Here is a 17,278-nt window from a genome sequence, read left to right as displayed (position 1 = left end):
TTAAAAGCGTGAAAAAGACGAGTTGCTTGCAATCGGCCGATTTGGCCAAATCAGGGTCTTAACCGCTATTAGTCGGCCAGGAATTTACTGTGAGCCCGGCTCATCAGAAACAGCGCTGCGGCCAGTGCCAGCACGGACACTGCGAGGTAAATCGCATCCAGCGGGGTCTGAAAACGGATATCAACCACAGCCCTGAAGAATTCTATGATCACCGCAAGGATAACAACCCGGGTTATCTTGTCCTTCAGTTGATCGAAGGACTGCACATTGAATGGATGATGGCCGGCGTGCTGTTCCGCCTGATCGATTGGTGACACAAAGAGCCGGTAGACTCCTGAGCCGAAAATCAGAAGTACGATTGCGATTAGATAGATATCCACCGCGATGATGATATCCGGGACGACCGTGTCGTGGATGTCGGTGGCGCTGTCCGAGAAATAATAGGTCAGGGTATCCAGCACCACCTTGAAGATATCCACGGTACCAATGATAAAGAGCACTGTGGCGCCGATCAGGCTTGGAACCACTGCCAGCATCACAAGCAACCGCGAACTCCAGAGTACCGATTCAAAACGTCTTTCCGCAGACCTGGCCTTGGGGGGCTCCCTGTTACTTTTTTCGCTCATAGTGTCATTCCTGTTCATTCGGTCAAAAGCTTCCGGGCTCAAGCTTACAGGCATCAGCAGTTCTAGCGATACGGCCGGGCCTGATACACTGTTTGAAATCTGCAACAGCAAAACGTGCCCGGAATGCAACAAACTCAGAACACGAGCCGCTGCCCCTGCGGCAGCGTAAAGCCTTATTCACAATGCTGCCGGCCACTGCATCAGGGGCAGGCGGCAAAAACGCCGGAAGCGCTGATGCGCTCCCGCTTTGCTGCGTTTGTACTGGACCTGCCGGACTATCTTCGTGCGACCTGGCATTCAAATACACGGCCCGCTTCGCTCAGTCTGGAAGGCTCACCGGCCTGGTCGTCATTGCAAATCCTGCAGAGCTCTCAGGAAGGCGATTTGGGCCGCGTTCATTTCCGGGCGGTCTACCGTGCCGGGAGCGGATGGGGATTTCTGGAAGAGAACTCCGATTTCCGCAAGGAAGAGGGTCGATGGTATTACCTTCAGGGCGACACCCGTGAAGGCCAGTTCAATCCCGGACGCAATGACCGCTGCCCATGCGGCAGCGGTAAAAAATACAAGGCCTGCTGCCTCTAGTCCAACCCGTTGCCATCCATCCTTGCAAGCAAACCGTTCACTGCGTTGGCAAACTGCACAGGTGAGTCTTCCTGCAGGAAATGCCCGCCGGTGAGGGTGACGTGGGGCTGGCCTTTGGCGCCGGGGACGCGTTCCTGCACGTACTTGTCGCCGCCGCGGGTGACCGGGTCACCGTTGCTGAAGGTGGTCAGGAAGGGCTTGTCCCATTTCTCGAACACTTTCCATGCCGCCCGGTTGGCTTCGGTGGCCGGGTCGTTCGGGGTGGCAGGCACCAGTTTCGGGAAGGCCCGGGCGCCGGCTTTGTACTTCTTGTTGGGGAAGGGCGCGTTGTAGGCTCGCATTTCGTCGGGCCCCAGCTTTTTAAAGCTGCCGGTGTCGATGATGCGTGCGATCGGGAACCAGGGGCTGTAGACCGCGAAGTTTTTCCAGACTTTGAACGCTGTCGGCATAGCCTGGTCGCCGGTGGGTAGCATGCCGTTGCCCAGTACGATGGCGCGGAAGCGGTCAGGGTTTTCAGCGGCCAGGCGCAGGCCCAGTAGCGAGCCCCAGTCCTGGCAGACTAGGGTGATGTCGGTCAGGCCGGTCTGGTCCAGAAAGCTCTGCATCCAGTCCATGTGCTGCTGGTAGCTGTAATCGTTGATGTCGGTGGGCTTGTCGGATTTGCCGAAGCCGATCAGATCCGGCGCGATGACCCGGTGGCCCGCGGCGGCACAGATGGGGATCATGTGGCGGTAGAGGTAGGACCAGGATGGCTCGCCGTGCATCATCAGCACGGGTTTGGCGTCGGCAGGGCCTTCGTCCACGTAGTGCATTCTGAGCCCGCCGACCTCGATATAGTGGGGTTCGAAGGGGTAATCCAGCAGGCGGTTGAATCGTTCGTCCGGGGTGCGCAAAACGTCCATGAGAGTTCTCCAGAATCCGGTGATTGTCGCGTTTTTATTGTAAGCTTGCTTAACATATCATGACTTTAAGGTATTTGTAGGCCATGTTTGAGACAGATTGGGAGAAATAGCCTGGAAACGTCACTGATCAAGAAAGCGACCCGGCAATGGCTGGAAGAGGTGGTGATTGGCCTCAACCTTTGTCCTTTTGCCCGTAAGGAGCTGGTGAATCACCGCGTTCGGTTCGTGGTGTCTTCCGCGGATTCGGCGGAGGCACTGCTGGCGGATTTGCAGTCGGAACTGTCGCACTTGGATATCCACCCGGAAACCGAAACCACTTTACTGGTCCACCCCGGCGTTCTGGCGGATTTCGACACCTACAACGACTTTCTGGCCGTCGGTGATGGGTTGCTCGAGCTACTGGAACTGGATGGGATCTTCCAGATCGCCAGTTTCCACCCTGACTATCGCTTTGCCGGTACCGGGCCGGATGATGCGGAGAATTTCACCAACCGGTCACCATTCCCCATGCTGCATCTATTGCGGGAAGCCAGTGTCGAGCGGGCCGTGGAGTCCCACCCCGATCCCGATGCCATACCCGAGCGCAACATTGCCCTGATGCAGAGCCTTGGCACCGCAGAGATGCGTCAGAGGCTTTCCCGGATCCATTCCCCGAAGGTCTGAACGGCCTTTACCCTCTCCTGGCTCCAGCCCTGGGCAAAGCTGATGCGAAAACAGCACTTGTACTGGCCAGACGCCGAGAATATCTCGCCAGGGGCAATGGTCAGGTTCTGGCTGCGCCCGCGGTGGTAGAGTTCGGTCGTGTTGACCCGGTCGGGCAGTTCCACCCAGGCCACCAGGCCGCCCTTGGGTCGGGATAGCCGCGTCTGTTCCGGGAAATGCTGGCTGACCAGGTCAACCAGCTGCTGACTGCGCATGCGGTAGGTTTCCCGGGCCTGTCGCAAGTGGCGGTCGTAGGCGCCCTGGGCCATGATTTCGGCGGTCACCATCTGGGGCAGGGTGGCGCCGGACACCTGCTGGATGAACTTCTGGTGGGTCACCTGCTCCAGATAGCGACCGGGCATAATCCAGCCCACTCGCAGCTGCGGGTCAATGGTTTTGGACACGGACGAACACAAAAGAACCCGCCCGTCCCGGTCGAAAGCCTTCACGGATTTGGGTCGACGGTCGCCGAAGTAGAGCTCGCCGTAGATGTCGTCTTCAATCATCGGAACATCATACTTTTCCAGCAGCTCGATCAGCTCCTGCTTGCGCTCATCGGGAATGATCGAACCCAGTGGGTTGGAAAAAGTGGCTACCGATACCAGCGCCTTGATGGGCCATTGTTCCAGGGCCAGTTTCAAGGCTTCCACACTGATGCCGGTGTCGTGGTGGGCGGGAATCTCAATCACCTTAAGCCCGAAGGCCTCTGCCATCTGAATCAGACCGTAATAGCAGGGGGATTCCAGGGCAATTATGTCGCCCGGCTTGGTCAGCACGCTCAGACCCAGAGCCATGGCATTCTGGCACCCGGCGGTGCTGACAATTTCATCCGGTGATACGTGAACACCAGCGTCTACGGCCCGCCGTGCGATCTGCTGGCGGAACTCCGGCAGCCCTTCCGGTGCGTCGTAGCCCACGCCCAGGTACTTGCGGGTTCGGGACAGCCGGGTGAAGGCCCGCTGGACGTTGCCCAGAATGGGGAAGTCCAGCGCCGGAATCGCCGCCGACATGCTGACCCCTTTCTGCCGGGCTGAGTCCCGCTGCACTTCCATGACCAGTTCAGAGGTTGTCGCGGCCCGCGGCCTTGGCTTTATGCGGACTTGCCGGGGAATGGCGAGCTTATCGTCCTGCCGGTGAGCCACGAAATACCCGGACTTGGGCCTCGCTTCCACCCACCCCCATTGCTCCAACAGGCTGTAGGCGGTGGTTACGGTGGAAATACTGACGTCTTCCCGTTTGGCGAGGTGACGTACCGAGGGCATCTTGTCGCCGGTTTTGAACAGGCCTTCACGAATCTGCTGGCTCAGGGAGTCTGCCAGTTGTGCATACAGGTTGGTTTCCATGAGCTCTCGACCAGTACAGATGAAATAAAACAGACCATGACAGATGCGGGCTTGCACAATCTGTACTGGTTAAAATAACAGAAAACTGAATCTGTCACCATTGCAATTGCCGGTTTAGGATGAACAGGCTCATAACAGTAAAAGAAGGAGAAGGCACATGACCACAGCACACATCCATTCGTTGACCCATGGCGGTGTTGTCCGCGCAGCGAAATCGGCCGTCGCCAGCCCGGCGAAGGCGGTGATCCGGATGCAGCGCGTGATTATGGTGTTCTCGTTCTCAGGCTGGCTGATGGCGATAGTCCGCAATCATCGCAGCCGCGCGCAGCTTGCCCGGCTTGATGCTCGCCTGCTGGCGGATATCGGAATCAGTGAAAGCCAGCGACAGGCCGAACTGCGTAAGCCATTCTGGAAAACATGAGGCCGGGGTAGATGAACATGGAAATTCTGTTAAGCGTACTGTTGTTTGCCCTGGTCTCCACGGCAACGCCGGGCCCGAACAACATCATGGTGATGACGTCGGGCCTGAACTTCGGCGTATGGCGCACATTGCCCCACTACCTGGGTATCTGCATCGGTTTTCCGGCCATGGTGCTGGCGATCAGCATGGGGCTTGGCAAGGTATTCGAGGCGGTGCCGGTGATGCACCAGGTGATCAAGGTGCTGGGCATTAGTTATCTGCTGTATCTGGCCTGGCGCATTGCCACGACGGCAACCGAGATCAAGAAAAACGATACCAGTCGGCCTCTTTCGTTCTGGCAGGCAGCGGCTTTCCAGTGGGTGAATCCCAAAGCCTGGGTGATGGCAGTTGGCGCGTTGGCCACGTTCACCACCGTTAGTGGTGAGGTGATCTATCAGGCTCTGTGGATTGCGGCCGCGTTTATGGTGGTGGCGGTGCCCAGCGTTGGCGCCTGGCTGCTGGGCGGCGCCGGTTTGCGGCGGCTGTTGCAGAAGCCGACCTATCGCCGTTGGTTCAACTGGACCATGGGGGTGCTACTGGTGCTGTCGGTGATTCCCATGGTGTCGGTGGAGCTGTCTGCACTGACGTAAAAAAAGCAGCGGGTGAAACCGCTGCTTTTCCTGTCACCTGACTATCCTGCGAATATTCAGACGCGGGTCAGGGTGACGTCGATGTTGCCGCGGGTGGCATTGGAGTAGGGGCACACCTTATGGGCTTCGTTTATCAACTGGTCAGCCTGGCTGTCGTCCATGCCGGGCAGAGAAATCTTCAGTTCTACTTCGATTCCGAAACCGCCAGCTGTTTTGCCAAAACCAACTTCACCCTCAATGAATGCATCTTCCGGCATGGGTAACTTGTCACGGCCAGCAACCATTTTCATGGCGCCAAGAAAACAGGCGGAATAGCCTGCAGCGAAAAGCTGCTCCGGATTGGTGCCCTTGCCGCCAGCACCGCCCATTTCTTTGGGGGTTGCCAACTCAACATCCAGAATGCCGTCTGAAGAAATGGCGCGGCCGTCACGACCACCTGTTGCCTCGGCAGAGGCGCGGTACAGAACTTGTTCAATAGCCATGGTCTGATCTCCTTGTATTCATTTTCGGCTTGTTACTTGATCCGTATTTTCAGTACTAACCTAGCGCACAAAAGATTGGCGCGCAAGGTAATTACAGAAGTGAATGCCTGACTCCTATCTGGCCGTGGCTAGGACAGCGGTTTCAGGTTCTCACGTAGTTTCAGTAGTTGGCGCTTCAGCTCCATGAGTTCCGAGACACTCTGGCCGCTGGCATTAACGATGCAGCCCGGAATGGTCCGGGCCTTATCCTTGAGTGCCAGTCCTTCGGTGGTGAGGTAGAGCTGAACCACCCGTTCATCCTCTTTGGGCCGGACCCGCGTAAGCAGGCCGTCGGCTTCCAAACGCTTTAGCAGCGGGGTCAGCGAGCCCGGATCGGTCAGCAAGCGCTTGCTGATCTGACTGACTGTAATGCCATCCTCTTCCCAGAGCACCAGCATCGCCAGGTACTGGGGATAGGTCAGGTCCAGGGCCTTGAGGAGGGGTTTGTAGGTTTTGGTCATCATCAATGACGTGGAATAGAGGGCGAAACACAGCTGGTTGTCCAGAAGCAGTTCGGAGCAGGAGTCGTCTTTGGCCATGACAGTAAAAACCGTTGCACCAGGAATTTGTGCACAAGTCTACGGCCATGTTCCGGTGTATTTCCAGCACCAGGTGTTGGCATAAGCCGATTTGCGCCCTAGAGTAATAAGATCCTTTTCATACTGTGGTGTGTATGTCTGAAATCCGAAATCCTGTCAGAGGCGTTTCCATGCCGGTTGGCGACCAACCGTTGGTTAGCCACGAGCCCGGTCAGGCCGGCGAGCTCCTGGCGGATTTCATTCGCCAGCACCCCCGGCTGTTGATCCTCACCGGCGCAGGCGTAAGCACCGATTCCGGTATTCCGGATTATCGTGACGGAGAGGGCAGTTGGAAGCGTAAACAGCCGGTACAGCATGGCGAGTTCATGGCCAGCCTGCCCACACGGCAGCGTTATTGGGGGCGCAGCCTGATTGGCTGGCCGGTCATCCGAAACGCCAGCCCGAACCCCGCCCACCGACAGATCGCGGAACTTGAGGCGTTGGGCCATAGCGATCTGCTGGTTACCCAGAATGTGGATCGCCTGCACCAGAAAGCTGGCAGCCGAACGGTCATGGATCTGCACGGCCGTGCCGATGAAGTCATCTGCATGTCCTGTGGTGAGCGCTCCACCCGCGACCTTGTCCATCAGCGCTGTGCAGAGCTCAACCCCGGCTTTGGTGGCTATTCGGCAACCGCAGCGCCGGACGGCGACGCAGACCTGGACGTGGACTTTTCCCGCTTTGACATTGCCGACTGCGAGGCTTGCGGCGGTATTCTCAAACCCGACGTGGTGTTTTTCGGGGACTATGTACCGAAGCAGCGGGTCCACTCCGCCCTTGATGCCCTGAAAGCCAGCGACGGCTTGCTGGTGATCGGCTCCTCCCTGATGGTGTATTCGGGCTTCCGGTTCTGTCGCTATGCCACGGAATGGTCCCGGCCCATTGCTACGCTGAATCTGGGCCGCACCCGGGCCGATTCCCTGGTCGACCTGAAGCTCAACGCCAGCATCAGTGAAACTCTGGAGCACACGCTGCAGCAACTTTAGTCGGAAGAATTCGGCTTTTGCGGCATCTACCTATACGTTTGGATACTGGAATTCATTAGCTTGCTAAAATGACAAGCGTCTCCTATCCCTATCAGCTAAGCGCCTCCAAAGTGCGCGCCGAATTCTTTCGGCTGCTTCCCATCTCATTGTTCGTGGTGGCGTTCGGCGCTGCCTTCGGTCTGGCTGCCATGCAGAAGGGGCTTGAGCCGCTCCAGGCCCTGCTGATGAGCGCCACCGTCTTTGCCGGGGCCTCGCAATTTGCGGCAGTGGACATGTGGGGCGGAGAAGTATCCCTGTTGCCAGTCATTGCCGTGGTGTTTGCCATCAATTCCAGGCACCTGCTGATGGGCGCTTCGCTCTATCCCATGCTGCGTGATATGTCCCCGGGGCGCCGCTATAGCCTTCTGCTATTGCTGACCGATGCCAACTGGGCCGTTTCCGCCCAAGAGTATCAGCGGGGAACGCGAAATCTGGAAGTCATTCTGGGCGGTGGCCTTGCCATCTGGATGGCCTGGATCATTGGCACCTGGCTCGGCGTTTATTTCGGTGGGCTGTTGCAGAACCCCAAGTCCCTGGGCCTGGATATGGTGCTTGGCTGTTTCCTGCTGGCGATGGCCCTGGGGGGTAAAAAATCACCCAGAACGCTGGTCGCCTGGACGGTAGCGGCGGTCTCCTCGCTGGCCGCGTGGAAGTGGCTGCCGCCCAACATGCACGTGGTTATCGGGGCACTGGCAGGCGGCGCTATCGGCTTTTTCTGGCTGGAAAAGAAGCCGGATGAGCATGCGAAAGAGGGCTCGTCATGACCATTGAAACAACCACTCTGGGCACGTTGGCGCTCATTGCAATCATTACTGCCGTTACCGTGGTAACCCGCTTCGGCGGCGTCTTCCTGATGTCGTTCGTAACCATCAGCCCCCGCATTGAGAGCTTCATCAACACCATGGCCAGCTCGGTGCTGATCGCCATCATCGTCCCGATGGCCTTTAGCGGTGATGTCGGCTCCGTGGCTGCTCTGTTAGCGACTGCGGCTGTAATGCTGGCGACCAAGAAACCTCTGCCCTCTATCGCTGCCGGTATTGCGGCAGCGGGTTTTGTCCGTTACGCAGGTTTTGCCTGACGCTGGCAGCTTACTCTGAAACAGGGCGGTGCAGGGCAGTCCTCCCAAAAAGGTGCGGAGCCATGGATGGCGGAGCCCAAGCGCACACGGACGTGTTCACAGCGTTTTTTGGGAGGACTGCCCTGCACCGACCGTCTTGGCAGCACCCGTCTCAGGCGAGGTAACGTCTGGCATTGGGTTAGTGTTGCGTAGTGCCAGGTCGCCAACCCCCGGAAGTTTGATACCCAATCCCAGAGGGTTAACACCGAGAGAAAGACCAAGAATGTTTAACTCAAAACCCTCCCTGGTTCCCGCAAGAATGCCGAAGTATCCACCGAGCGAAAGCTGATAACCAGTGCCTCCGGGAACCCTGGCGAAAAGATCCTCTCCCAGATAATCCTTGCCGATGGCATGGCTGGGCAGGGCGACCTCCAACTCCGGGATTTCACGAATAACCCAGGCCACAAAGGTATTGCTGTTGGGTCCCGGCCAGGCTTTGTACTGGGTCGGGTAGGGGTAGCGGTCTATGACTTCATCAAGCTGCTCGATGATCCTGGTGGCCTTTTCACCACGGATATCCGCGATCAGAGCCGGGGCTGACCCGAACCAGGCGCGGTCCGGCACACCTGGCCGCGATTGCACTGAGTAGTAGCGCCATCCCGTCACATCATGAACGTAATACTGGCCGGCGCCGGCGGCCTTGGTGCTGATCCAGGTATGGACCGCAAAATAACCCCGCCAGTTAAAGGCTCGGGCCGCGTAAACCTGCACCACTGCGGACTTTTCCTGCTCCGGCGACGGCGCTATGGCGGCGCTGGAGCGGTCCGCGGTGCGCCAGCTGTTGCTGTCCTGGAAGCTGGCACAGGCGGCCAGAAAAACCGGCCCCGCCAGCAGTACAGCGAGCGTCAGCACAAAACCGAGAAGACAGCGTTTTATTTTCGCCATGTGAATCCGTCATAGGGGGTCCGGGAACTACCGTCAAATATACGGCAGGCGGACCTGAGAGTTCATCCCGCAGCTAAAGTTCACGCTGGTTTGATGGACTCAGGTTACTGGTATAGGGTGAAAGTAGAGGCAGAAACAGAACTTGTCTGTCCAAATACAACTTCAGAAGCAGGAGGTCTTATGTCTGATCATCATGTTTACAAAAAGGTTGAAGTTGTCGGGTCCTCAAAGAACAGCATCGAGGACGCCATTGAAAATGCGATCGCCGAATGCCATAAGAATCTGCGCAACATTGAGTGGTTTGAGGTTCAGGAGACCCGTGGCCACGTGGTGGATGGCAAAGTCGGACACTATCAGGTTGTGCTGAAAATTGGCTTCAGGATTGAAGGCAGCTAACCCTCTGGTCCCGATGGCTTGAAGGAGTTACCGAGAAGACAGGAGGCACGTTTATGAGTACTGAACAACATGCCTTGCTGCTAGTCGATGTCCAGAATGATTTCTGTGAAGGCGGTAGCCTGGCCGTACCCGATAGCAACGCGATTTTCCCGGTGATCAATCAGTGGATCCGTAAGGCGGAGGAAGCCGGCTGGCCGATTCTGGCCAGCCGTGATTGGCATACGGTGGATCACATCAGCTTTGAGGAGCGCGGTGGCCCCTGGCCGGTTCACTGTGTTCAGGACACGCCGGGTGCCGAGTTTCACCCGAAAATGGAACTGCCGGATTCCGCGATCCGGGTGAGTAAGGGCACCGCCTTTGATACCGATGCCTATTCCGCGTTCGACGGCACCCAGCTGGACAGCTATCTGCGCCGTCATGGCATTCACCGGCTGTTTGTGGCCGGTCTGGCCCTGGATGTCTGTGTCCAGGCGACGGTGCGGGATGCCCTGAAGCATGGTTTTGCCGTCGAGTTGATCACTGACGGGACTCGCGCCGTCAGGGCAGACGAAGCGCCAGCGGTGTTTGAGCAGCTGAAGCAGGAGGGCGCCGACCTGTGCTGAAGCAACCACCGGTTGTCAAAGAGAATGACCTGTCTCTGCTGGTCGATCTTTATGAGTTGGCCATGGCCCAGGCCTACTGGTCCGAAGGCATGGGCCAGACTGCGGTATTCAGTCTGTTTTTCCGCGAACTTCCCGTCCATCGGAACTTTGTTCTGGCCTGCGGCCAGCAGAACGTGGCGCAGGTAGTCGAAGGGCTCAGGTTTACCGACGAGCACATTGAGCAGCTGGATTCGCTGGACCGCTTCCAGCCTGACTTTCTGGAGTGGCTACGCAACTTTCGCTTCAGTGGCTCTATACACGCCGTTGCCGAGGGTACCCCGCTGTTTCCTCAAGAGCCGTTGCTTGAGGTTGAAGGCCCGATTGCGGAGGTGCAGTTGCTGGAAAGCCTGGTAATGAACTACGTACACCTGGAATCTGTTCTGGCCTCGAAAGCTGTCCGTGTCCGGTTTGCAGCGGGAGACAAGCCCGTTGTCGATTTCGGCATGCGCAGAACCCATGGCGTGGATGCCGCCCACCGGGGTGTAAGGGCCTATCGCCTGGCAGGACTGGCCGGAACCAGCAATGTGCTGGCGGGCCTGGATTTCAATATGCCGGTCAAGGGCACCATGGCTCACAGTTTTGTCCAGTCCTGCGACAGTGAGATGGACGCCTTCAGGACCTACGCCCGGCTGTACCCGGGAACCACTCTATTGGTAGACACCTACGACACGGTAAATGCGGTGAGAGATATCATCCAGTGGCTGAAAGCCGACACGGACGCCAGCATTGGTGGCATTCGCCTGGACTCCGGCGACCTGGCGGGCGAGGCCGTGCAGTGCAGGCGCCTGCTGGATGACGCGGGCTTTACCGACGTGAAAATCATGGCCAGCGGTGGGCTTGATGAATACGAGATCGAGGAGATTGTGTCCACGGATGTGCCGATTGACGGCTTCGGGGTGGGTACGGCTATCGCCTCGTCCAAGGATGGGGCTGCGCTGGAGCTGGCCTTCAAGCTGACGGAGTATGCCAGCCTTCCGCGCATGAAAAACTCGCCTGGCAAGCAGTCATTCCCTGGCCGTAAGCAGGTTTACCGCCAGCTCGGAACAGACGGCTTTATCACTCGGGATATTCTTGCGGGCCGGGAAGAAGTATTCGATGGGGAACCATTGCTGAAGCCGGTGATGAAGAATGGCCGGATCATCGAAGGCGCGATACCGTCCCTGGATGATCAGGTGGCAGTGGCAAAGCAGCGGATTCATGCGTTACCGGCGCAATTCCGTTCTCTGGAGCCGGTGAAAGAAAACCCGGTGGTGATCAGTGATTTCCTTCGGGCGCTGCAACGGGACACCCTGACCAAAGTCACAGCAACGGGTGATCGCGTTTAACGAAGCATCCGGCGCCTGATCAGGGTGACCAGCTGGTTCAGCATTTCTTTGGCCTGGTTGTCGTAGAGCATGTGGAACTTCTCTTTCTGGACGGCCATTTCGTGGTTAGAGCTTGAGGCAAGGCCGTCCTTGCGCAGATCCATCAGATGACAGGCCGCCAGGTGCGCCTTGATGTGGTTGTCGATCAGTTGCGTGATCAGCTCATCAATGTCGCTCTGGCAAAAGGGGCGCACGCGGTTGAGGACTTTGCGTGCCTCCAGCGCTGCATTGCGCGCCTCAAGCCGCAGTTCGCCTGCATTATCATCCGCTTCTACGGCCCGTAGAAACATGCCCAACCTGTCGTGAAGCGACCACACCAGAGGCCAGATAGCCTCGTAAGCCGCTTTCTCCGTGGCGTAGTGTTCGCCGGCGTTCACATCCTGCTGGGCAGGGGTGCCAGGGCTGTTGAACTGCGATGCCTGCCATGCATTGATATCTTTCCAGAGAGTGTCCACCCGGTATTTCACCAGATGGTTCTGCTCGGTCATTTTTCGTCGGGCCAAGCTACCGGAAATAATGGCAAAGGCCGCCACAATCAGTGACGTGACAGCGATCAGCAGAATGATGTGGTTGGTGGTTAAAAGATTGAAAAGATAGTCCGTTTCCATGGATACCACCTCTGTAACATGTCGGTGAGCAAAGGGGGCTGCTACTGACTTGTTCCGGGCTGACGGAAAGGCAGTGCGTCTGATGCTTCATCAGTATAGGCCCTGACGTGGATCGCCTCTTCCTCGGTAAACCTGGCAATGGCCTCCCGGAAATCAGGGTGCGCTATGCCGTGCCAGGAATGCGTCAGAACCGGCTCAAACCCACGGATCAGTTTGTGCTCGCCTTGAGCCCCCGCATCGAAGCGTGCCAGGCCCCGTTCAATGGCCAATTCGATGCCCTGATAGTAACAGGTTTCGAAGTGCAGAAAGTTGTATTCGTCCAGGCAGCCCCAGTAGCGACCGTAGAGCGTGTCCTGGCCGCTCATGAATAGGGCACCAGCGATCATTCGGCCGTCCTGGGCAGCCATGATCAGCGTCAGGTGCTCCGGCAGGCGTTCCCGGATCTGCTGGAAGAAGGATTCGTTAAGATAGGGCCGCTGGCCACGTTTGAGGTAGGTGGCCTGATAGAACACATAGAACGCTGACAGCACATGATCAGAGATATCCCGGCCATGGTAGCGTTTGAAGGTGATGCCCTGTTCGGCCACCTGCCGGCGCTCTTTGCGAATCGCCTTGCGCTTGCGGGAGGTGAGCGCTGCCAGAAAATCATCGAAGTTGCTGTAATTGTGGTTATGCCAGTGGAACTGGCAGCCCAGTCTGTGCAGTTCGCCTTCCTGATGAAGCAGTGACTGGTCAGCGACGTCCGGGAATAACAGGTGCCACGAGTGAACGCCCAGGTCGGCAATCACCGAATCCAGCAAGGCGGGAACGTCACCGGGTCTGAGGCGCGTTCGCACGGCGGGATCAATTAAAAGTCTGGGCCCGCGGGAGGGAGTGAAGGGGATGGCGACCAGCAACTTCGGATAATAGGGCAGACCGTGGCGCTGATAAGCCTCGGCCCAGGCAAAATCAAAGACGTATTCGCCCATGGAGTGAGTTTTCAGATAGGCAGGGGCCACGCCCATAATCTCGTCGCCTGCGCGGATAACCAGGTGCTGGGGCTGCCAGCCGGTTTCTGCCCGGGTGCAGCCGGACTGCTCAAGCGCCACGAAGAATTCATACCTCAGGAACGGATTGCCAGTGCCGGCAAGCGCCTGCCACTGTTGCCGGCCAATCTCTTCGATGGACTCGCAGGTGGTGATGGTGAGTTCGGGAAGAGTCGGGTCGGGCATGTCGGGGCGAGCTCCTGTGGGTTTCCCGATACCATACGCCAGAATCTGTCCTGGAGACCATGGTGTAAAGGTTTTGCAAAAACCCTCTGGCCGCAGCGGCCCGGTTTCAGGGCGTGGTAGACTTTCGGAAGGTTTCAGGAGGAGTTTTATGCAAAACCGGGTCTTGCTGGTTGAAGATGATGATGAACTTCGTTCGCTTTTGTCACGCTATCTCACCAATCAGGGCTTCACCGTGCGCGAGGCGGCTAACGGCAACGATGGTCTGTCGCTGGCCATGGGCCAGGATTGCGATATTGTGGTGCTGGATGTGATGTTACCGGATATCAGCGGCCTGGATGTGCTTCGGCAGTTGCGGGCAAAAACTCACCTGCCGGTGGTGCTTCTGACCGCCCGGGGCGACGAGACGGATCGCATCGTCGGGTTCGAAGTGGGTGCGGACGATTACATTCCCAAACCCTGTAACCCGCGAGAGCTCATCGCCCGGATGCAGGCTCTGCTCAGGCGTATAGCCTGGGACAGCGAAGTGGACGTGGACGAAAGCAGGCTCTATGGGGATCTGCGGGTCGAGCCCGTTCAGCGTCGCATCTACCAGAACGACCAGGTGCTGGACCTGACTGCCACCGAATACGAAGTCCTGCAGGTTCTGCTGGCCCATGCGGGCAGCGTCGTGCGCAAGACTGACCTGATGCAGTGGGCGCTGGGCAGACGGCTGGAAGCCTATGACCGGACCCTGGACATGCATATCAGTAATCTGAGAAAGAAGCTTGGCGGTGACGATCCGCCGCGGATTGAGACGGTCAGGGGACTGGGCTACAGCTACCGGGTCCCGGTATGACCGGTCTGATGCGGCGCGGGCTGCGGGTTACGCTGTTCTGGCGGGTGTTCATTTCAATCTGGGTTGCCATGGCCCTGGCCGTGGTGGTCGGCAATATGGTCACCCATACACTGCAGGATCGTGAGCGGGCAGCGATCGAGCGCCAGGCCGGCCTTCGGGAAGTTGCCATGCAGGCGTTGGCTTTCCGACGTGACGGCGATGGCGGCAGTCTGTGGCGCTACCTCAAGTCCGAAGGGCAGCGACTGGACCTGCACCTGCGCCTGATTGAGGTAGACCGCAATGACGACGAGCTGCCCCAGGTAATCCGCGAGCGGCTTGAATCCAGTGGCTGGTACCACCTGAAACCGGCGGTTATTCCGGTGGCCGATGATTACCAACTGGTTGCCTGGCCCCGTAAAGGCGCGGAAGGCTGGGTGGATGCCCGGCTGTATCGCTGGTTCGAACTGCTGCTGGCATTTGTGATTATCACGCTGGCCTGCTGGTGGGTGGCCAGGCTGGTGTCCCGGCCACTCAGGCATATGGAGTCTACTGCCCGTGATATTGCCGGCGGCCATATCGACCTTCGGGTCAGCCGTCGGATTGCTTCAAGGCGTGACGAAATCGGTGCCCTGGCCACCGCATTTAACGGTATGACCGAGCGGCTGTGCTATCTGCTCGAACGGCAGAAACACCTGATGCGGGATATCTCCCACGACCTCAGGACGCCGCTGACCCGCCAGCGTATTGCCATTGAGCTTGCCGATGACGGCAGTGTCGATGAAGATCTGCTGGCGTCCATTCTCCGTCAGAACGAACGCCTGGAGGCCATGACGGCGCAGATCCTGACGCTCTATAGCGTGTCTGATCAGGGTGACGACATCCAGCGGGAGCCGTTTCAGTTGCTCCATGTATTGAACAGCGTGCTGGCAGATGCCGCGGATTATGCCGAGCACCAGGGGGTGGATTGCCGCCTGACCGTGTCCCCTGACTCGGAGCATGCGTTGGTATTGGGTGACGCCAATCTGTTGCAGCGGGCGCTGGATAACGTGTTGCAGAACGCGCTGGACCATACGCCGCCCGGGCACCCCGTTACCATCAGCCTCAAGACGGCAGGCCAGCGGTTTCTCGTGGACATCACAGATGAGGGGCCGGGGGTTCCCGAAAATACCCTGGACCAGCTTTTCGAACCTTTCTTTCGGGCCGACAAATCCCGCGGGGGCCAAGGCTGGGGGTTAGGTCTGGCTATTGCCCGCGACATTCTTGGCCTTCATGATGGCGATATCAAAGCGTTTAATTCGGACGCGGGCGGGCTGGTAGTGCGCCTGAGCCTGCCGGTGTTCAGCCGCGACGCCTGAAAACATGGGAAAACCTGATGTCTGTGGACTATCCCGTTCCTGCCGGTTTCCTTGAGCGGGAAACCGAGGTCAAAAAGAGTCGGTTTATCGCCCGCGTTGTACCGGTAGCGAGCCGCCATGAGGCGAAGCAGTGGCTGGCCCGGGCCCATGCCGATCATCCGGATGCCCGGCACATTTGCTGGGCTTACCAGATCGGCCGACCGGGAGCCGCAGCTGAAGCCGCCATGAACGACGATGGCGAGCCGTCCGGTACCGCCGGTAAACCAATTCTGGGGGTGATTCAGCACAAGGACATGGGCAATGTGCTGGTGATGGTCATACGCTACTTCGGCGGTGTAAAACTGGGCGCTGGCGGGCTGGTAAGAGCCTACGCCGGGGCAGCGGAGAGCGTATTGTCGGAAGTGGATCGGGTGGTTCAGAAACCCGTTGAAACCGCACGGGTTATCATGGACTTTGCGGACGAGCAGCCCCTGAGACACTGGTGCGAGGGCCGCGAGGCCCTCATTGAAAACGTCGAATATGACGCCACCGTTAAGGTAACCCTGGAGATGCCCCGGGACCGAATTGAAGAGCTTAAAGAGTTCTGCGAGGCCCGGGGCCTGGAAATGGATACACAGAGCAACCCTGAAGAGGTGATGGAATGATCAAGGCACTAATGATCTCCGTGTTTGCGATCACGATTGCTGGCTGTGCCAGCACCGTGGTCACCGATTATGATTCCGGCACGATCTTTGGCAATTACGATACCTGGAGCTTTGCCCCCGCCAGGCAAGACGGCGACCAGTATGTATCGCTGGATGACACCCGCATCCGCAATGCCATAGAACAGGAAATGAAAGGCGAGTCGTTGCGGAAAGCTGACAACGAAGAGGCTGACCTTTTAGTTGACTGGCGGATTGTGACCGAAGAGCGCATTGAACGCGGAGGCTCCGGCTTCGGTTTCGGGTTGGGCTTTGGCAGTGGTAACTTTGGTTGGGGTATTTCCGCACCGCCACCCATTGAGAAAGTCAAAGAAGGCAAGCTGGTGGTCCAGTTCGTCGACGCGCAGTCCAAGCAGGTGGTCTGGCGGGCAGCCAGTCGCCGTTACCTTGATGAAGACATGTCTTCCGAAGACCGCCAGGAACTCATTGGAAAGATCGTAACTGACATGTTCGCGAAGTATCCGCCGGGGGCCTGATTCATGAAGAAGAATGCCGACGGCGGCCTGGTTTTTTCCACCGAGCAGGGGCGGATGTGCCCCGATTGCCGTCATCCGGTTACCGACTGCCGTTGCGGGGAAGACGTTGCGCCGGCCGGTGATGGCGTAGTCAGGGTCAGTCGGGAAACCAAGGGCCGCAAAGGCAAAGGTGTGACCCTGATTACCGGCATTCCGCTGGCCGGTTCCGAGCTCAAGGCTTACGCCAAGCAGCTCAAGGCCCGTTGTGGCACTGGAGGTACCGTCAAGGATGGTGTGGTGGAGATACAGGGCGATCAGCGGGACATCCTGGTCCCGCTGTTGAAGGAAAAAGGCTGGACCGTAAAACGCGCCGGTGGTTGATCGTTGAACGGCTGAGGAGTG

At 58.1% G+C, this 17,278-nt stretch carries 22 protein-coding genes and 1 pseudogene; 15 read left to right on the top strand and 8 right to left on the bottom strand.

Translation table 11 applies throughout. From position 1 onward, the window contains the following. Window positions 1-68: 68 nt before the first annotated feature. Window positions 69-626 carry a YqhA family protein gene (locus FPL19_RS01955; RefSeq protein WP_150910088.1) on the bottom strand — a complete coding sequence of 186 codons (558 nt, stop codon included), beginning with the start codon at window positions 624-626 and terminating at the stop codon, window positions 69-71. A gap of 123 nt (window positions 627-749) precedes the next feature. Here FPL19_RS01955 and FPL19_RS01950 point away from each other — a divergent pair, with 123 nt between their 5' ends. Then, a complete protein-coding gene (locus tag FPL19_RS01950; RefSeq protein ID WP_225314260.1) occupies window positions 750-1,208 on the top strand; it encodes a YchJ family protein in 459 nt (152 codons plus the stop codon). Here the strand turns inward: FPL19_RS01950 and FPL19_RS01945 are convergent. Beyond that, a complete protein-coding gene (locus FPL19_RS01945; RefSeq protein WP_150910086.1) occupies window positions 1,205-2,110 on the bottom strand; it encodes a haloalkane dehalogenase in 906 nt (301 codons plus the stop codon). The genes FPL19_RS01950 and FPL19_RS01945 overlap by 4 nt on opposite strands. Window positions 2,111-2,221: 111 nt before the next feature. On the opposite strand from FPL19_RS01945, the gene FPL19_RS01940 reads away from it, so the two are divergent. Further along, entirely contained in the window at window positions 2,222-2,773 is a 552-nt protein-coding gene (locus FPL19_RS01940) for a DUF1415 domain-containing protein (RefSeq protein ID WP_150912362.1), read from the top strand. On the opposite strand, the gene FPL19_RS01935 is transcribed toward FPL19_RS01940, so the two are convergent. Then, entirely contained in the window at window positions 2,737-4,155 is a 1,419-nt protein-coding gene (locus FPL19_RS01935; protein WP_150910084.1) for an aminotransferase-like domain-containing protein, read from the bottom strand. The genes FPL19_RS01940 and FPL19_RS01935 overlap by 37 nt on opposite strands. A gap of 310 nt (window positions 4,156-4,465) precedes the next feature. On the opposite strand from FPL19_RS01935, the pseudogene FPL19_RS17810 reads away from it, so the two are divergent. Both FPL19_RS17810 and FPL19_RS01925 read left to right on the top strand, forming a co-directional pair. Then, window positions 4,466-4,576, top strand: a pseudogene (locus tag FPL19_RS17810) (DUF1127 domain-containing protein); the annotation flags it as partial. Window positions 4,577-4,593: 17 nt separating this feature from the next. After that, window positions 4,594-5,205, top strand: a complete 612-nt coding sequence (locus FPL19_RS01925) for a LysE family translocator (protein ID WP_150910082.1) — start codon at window positions 4,594-4,596, stop codon at window positions 5,203-5,205. A gap of 56 nt (window positions 5,206-5,261) precedes the next feature. On the opposite strand, the gene FPL19_RS01920 is transcribed toward FPL19_RS01925, so the two are convergent. Further along, complete coding sequence (locus tag FPL19_RS01920) at window positions 5,262-5,687, bottom strand: organic hydroperoxide resistance protein (protein WP_150910080.1); 426 nt, start codon at window positions 5,685-5,687, stop codon at window positions 5,262-5,264. A 128-nt stretch (window positions 5,688-5,815) separates the two neighbouring features. Then, window positions 5,816-6,265, bottom strand: a complete 450-nt coding sequence (locus FPL19_RS01915; RefSeq protein WP_150910078.1) for a MarR family winged helix-turn-helix transcriptional regulator — start codon at window positions 6,263-6,265, stop codon at window positions 5,816-5,818. A 170-nt stretch (window positions 6,266-6,435) separates the two neighbouring features. On the opposite strand from FPL19_RS01915, the gene FPL19_RS01910 reads away from it, so the two are divergent. The 3 genes from FPL19_RS01910 (at window position 6,436) to FPL19_RS01900 (ending at window position 8,407) form a co-directional block, all read left to right on the top strand. Beyond that, complete coding sequence (locus FPL19_RS01910; RefSeq protein ID WP_225314366.1) at window positions 6,436-7,290, top strand: NAD-dependent protein deacetylase; 855 nt, start codon at window positions 6,436-6,438, stop codon at window positions 7,288-7,290. A 68-nt stretch (window positions 7,291-7,358) separates the two neighbouring features. Continuing rightward, window positions 7,359-8,093 carry an AzlC family ABC transporter permease gene (locus FPL19_RS01905; protein ID WP_150910073.1) on the top strand — a complete coding sequence of 245 codons (735 nt, stop codon included), beginning with the start codon at window positions 7,359-7,361 and terminating at the stop codon, window positions 8,091-8,093. Further along, a complete protein-coding gene (locus FPL19_RS01900) occupies window positions 8,090-8,407 on the top strand; it encodes an AzlD family protein (RefSeq protein ID WP_150910071.1) in 318 nt (105 codons plus the stop codon). The genes FPL19_RS01905 and FPL19_RS01900 overlap by 4 nt, the downstream gene beginning before the upstream one ends. Before the next feature lie 96 nt (window positions 8,408-8,503). Here FPL19_RS01900 and FPL19_RS01895 read toward each other — a convergent pair whose 3' ends face one another. Next, window positions 8,504-9,331, bottom strand: a complete 828-nt coding sequence (locus FPL19_RS01895; RefSeq protein ID WP_150910069.1) for a DUF3750 domain-containing protein — start codon at window positions 9,329-9,331, stop codon at window positions 8,504-8,506. 180 nt (window positions 9,332-9,511) lie between these two features. Between FPL19_RS01895 and FPL19_RS01890 the strand changes: the two genes are divergently transcribed. Genes FPL19_RS01890 through FPL19_RS01880 form a run of 3 tightly spaced genes read left to right on the top strand, consistent with a single transcriptional unit; the run spans window position 9,512 to window position 11,693 of the window. After that, window positions 9,512-9,727, top strand: coding sequence for a dodecin (locus tag FPL19_RS01890; RefSeq protein ID WP_150910067.1), 216 nt, complete (start codon window positions 9,512-9,514; stop codon window positions 9,725-9,727). Window positions 9,728-9,780: 53 nt separating this feature from the next. Further along, entirely contained in the window at window positions 9,781-10,329 is a 549-nt protein-coding gene (locus FPL19_RS01885) for an isochorismatase family protein (RefSeq protein ID WP_150910065.1), read from the top strand. Next, window positions 10,323-11,693: a nicotinate phosphoribosyltransferase gene (locus tag FPL19_RS01880; RefSeq protein WP_225314258.1), complete on the top strand. Its 1,371-nt coding sequence runs from the start codon at window positions 10,323-10,325 to the stop codon at window positions 11,691-11,693. The genes FPL19_RS01885 and FPL19_RS01880 overlap by 7 nt, the downstream gene beginning before the upstream one ends. Here the strand turns inward: FPL19_RS01880 and FPL19_RS01875 are convergent. Next, complete coding sequence (locus FPL19_RS01875; protein ID WP_150910063.1) at window positions 11,690-12,340, bottom strand: hypothetical protein; 651 nt, start codon at window positions 12,338-12,340, stop codon at window positions 11,690-11,692. The genes FPL19_RS01880 and FPL19_RS01875 overlap by 4 nt on opposite strands. A gap of 41 nt (window positions 12,341-12,381) precedes the next feature. Further along, window positions 12,382-13,551: a GNAT family N-acetyltransferase gene (locus tag FPL19_RS01870; protein ID WP_150910061.1), complete on the bottom strand. Its 1,170-nt coding sequence runs from the start codon at window positions 13,549-13,551 to the stop codon at window positions 12,382-12,384. Between the two features lie 148 nt (window positions 13,552-13,699). Between FPL19_RS01870 and FPL19_RS01865 the strand changes: the two genes are divergently transcribed. The 5 genes from FPL19_RS01865 to FPL19_RS01845 are packed head-to-tail and all read left to right on the top strand — an operon-like array spanning window position 13,700 to window position 17,257. Then, entirely contained in the window at window positions 13,700-14,386 is a 687-nt protein-coding gene (locus tag FPL19_RS01865; protein WP_150910059.1) for a response regulator transcription factor, read from the top strand. Continuing rightward, window positions 14,383-15,720, top strand: coding sequence for a sensor histidine kinase (locus tag FPL19_RS01860; protein WP_225314257.1), 1,338 nt, complete (start codon window positions 14,383-14,385; stop codon window positions 15,718-15,720). The genes FPL19_RS01865 and FPL19_RS01860 overlap by 4 nt, the downstream gene beginning before the upstream one ends. A gap of 17 nt (window positions 15,721-15,737) precedes the next feature. Further along, the gene (locus FPL19_RS01855; protein WP_150910057.1) at window positions 15,738-16,364 is read left to right on the top strand and encodes an IMPACT family protein; all 627 of its coding nucleotides are present in this window, start codon (window positions 15,738-15,740) and stop codon (window positions 16,362-16,364) included. Continuing rightward, window positions 16,361-16,897 (top strand): DUF4136 domain-containing protein, encoded by a 537-nt coding sequence (locus FPL19_RS01850; protein ID WP_150910055.1) that lies wholly within the window; start codon window positions 16,361-16,363, stop codon window positions 16,895-16,897. Before FPL19_RS01855 ends, FPL19_RS01850 begins: the two co-directional genes overlap by 4 nt. 3 nt (window positions 16,898-16,900) lie before the next feature. Further along, on the top strand, window positions 16,901-17,257 hold the full coding sequence (locus FPL19_RS01845) for a translation initiation factor Sui1 (protein ID WP_150910053.1): 357 nt from the start codon (window positions 16,901-16,903) through the stop codon (window positions 17,255-17,257). Window positions 17,258-17,278: the final 21 nt, after the last annotated feature.

The sequence above is a fragment of the Marinobacter halotolerans genome, from assembly GCF_008795985.1.
GTDB classification, from domain to species: Bacteria; Pseudomonadota; Gammaproteobacteria; order Pseudomonadales; family Oleiphilaceae; genus Marinobacter; species Marinobacter halotolerans.
The sequence above is the reverse complement of the archived record's forward strand: the minus strand, read 5'-3'. Positions and strand labels throughout refer to the sequence as shown.

Bases quoted from the DNA above. Each gene is read 5' to 3' on its own strand.
- FPL19_RS01955 (WP_150910088.1), bottom strand. From the start codon at position 626: ATGAGCGAAAAAAGTAACAGGGAGCCCCCCAAGGCCAGGTCTGCGGAA.
- FPL19_RS01950 (WP_225314260.1), top strand. From the start codon at position 750: ATGCAACAAACTCAGAACACGAGCCGCTGCCCCTGCGGCAGCGTAAAG.
- FPL19_RS01945 (WP_150910086.1), bottom strand. From the start codon at position 2,110: ATGGACGTTTTGCGCACCCCGGACGAACGATTCAACCGCCTGCTGGAT.
- FPL19_RS01935 (WP_150910084.1), bottom strand. From the start codon at position 4,155: ATGGAAACCAACCTGTATGCACAACTGGCAGACTCCCTGAGCCAGCAG.
- FPL19_RS01925 (WP_150910082.1), top strand. From the start codon at position 4,594: ATGGAAATTCTGTTAAGCGTACTGTTGTTTGCCCTGGTCTCCACGGCA.
- FPL19_RS01920 (WP_150910080.1), bottom strand. From the start codon at position 5,687: ATGGCTATTGAACAAGTTCTGTACCGCGCCTCTGCCGAGGCAACAGGT.
- FPL19_RS01915 (WP_150910078.1), bottom strand. From the start codon at position 6,265: ATGGCCAAAGACGACTCCTGCTCCGAACTGCTTCTGGACAACCAGCTG.
- FPL19_RS01910 (WP_225314366.1), top strand. From the start codon at position 6,436: ATGCCGGTTGGCGACCAACCGTTGGTTAGCCACGAGCCCGGTCAGGCC.
- FPL19_RS01905 (WP_150910073.1), top strand. From the start codon at position 7,359: ATGACAAGCGTCTCCTATCCCTATCAGCTAAGCGCCTCCAAAGTGCGC.
- FPL19_RS01900 (WP_150910071.1), top strand. From the start codon at position 8,090: ATGACCATTGAAACAACCACTCTGGGCACGTTGGCGCTCATTGCAATC.
- FPL19_RS01895 (WP_150910069.1), bottom strand. From the start codon at position 9,331: ATGGCGAAAATAAAACGCTGTCTTCTCGGTTTTGTGCTGACGCTCGCT.
- FPL19_RS01890 (WP_150910067.1), top strand. From the start codon at position 9,512: ATGTCTGATCATCATGTTTACAAAAAGGTTGAAGTTGTCGGGTCCTCA.
- FPL19_RS01885 (WP_150910065.1), top strand. From the start codon at position 9,781: ATGAGTACTGAACAACATGCCTTGCTGCTAGTCGATGTCCAGAATGAT.
- FPL19_RS01875 (WP_150910063.1), bottom strand. From the start codon at position 12,340: ATGGAAACGGACTATCTTTTCAATCTTTTAACCACCAACCACATCATT.
- FPL19_RS01870 (WP_150910061.1), bottom strand. From the start codon at position 13,551: ATGCCCGACCCGACTCTTCCCGAACTCACCATCACCACCTGCGAGTCC.
- FPL19_RS01865 (WP_150910059.1), top strand. From the start codon at position 13,700: ATGCAAAACCGGGTCTTGCTGGTTGAAGATGATGATGAACTTCGTTCG.
- FPL19_RS01860 (WP_225314257.1), top strand. From the start codon at position 14,383: ATGACCGGTCTGATGCGGCGCGGGCTGCGGGTTACGCTGTTCTGGCGG.
- FPL19_RS01855 (WP_150910057.1), top strand. From the start codon at position 15,738: ATGTCTGTGGACTATCCCGTTCCTGCCGGTTTCCTTGAGCGGGAAACC.
- FPL19_RS01850 (WP_150910055.1), top strand. From the start codon at position 16,361: ATGATCAAGGCACTAATGATCTCCGTGTTTGCGATCACGATTGCTGGC.
- FPL19_RS01845 (WP_150910053.1), top strand. From the start codon at position 16,901: ATGAAGAAGAATGCCGACGGCGGCCTGGTTTTTTCCACCGAGCAGGGG.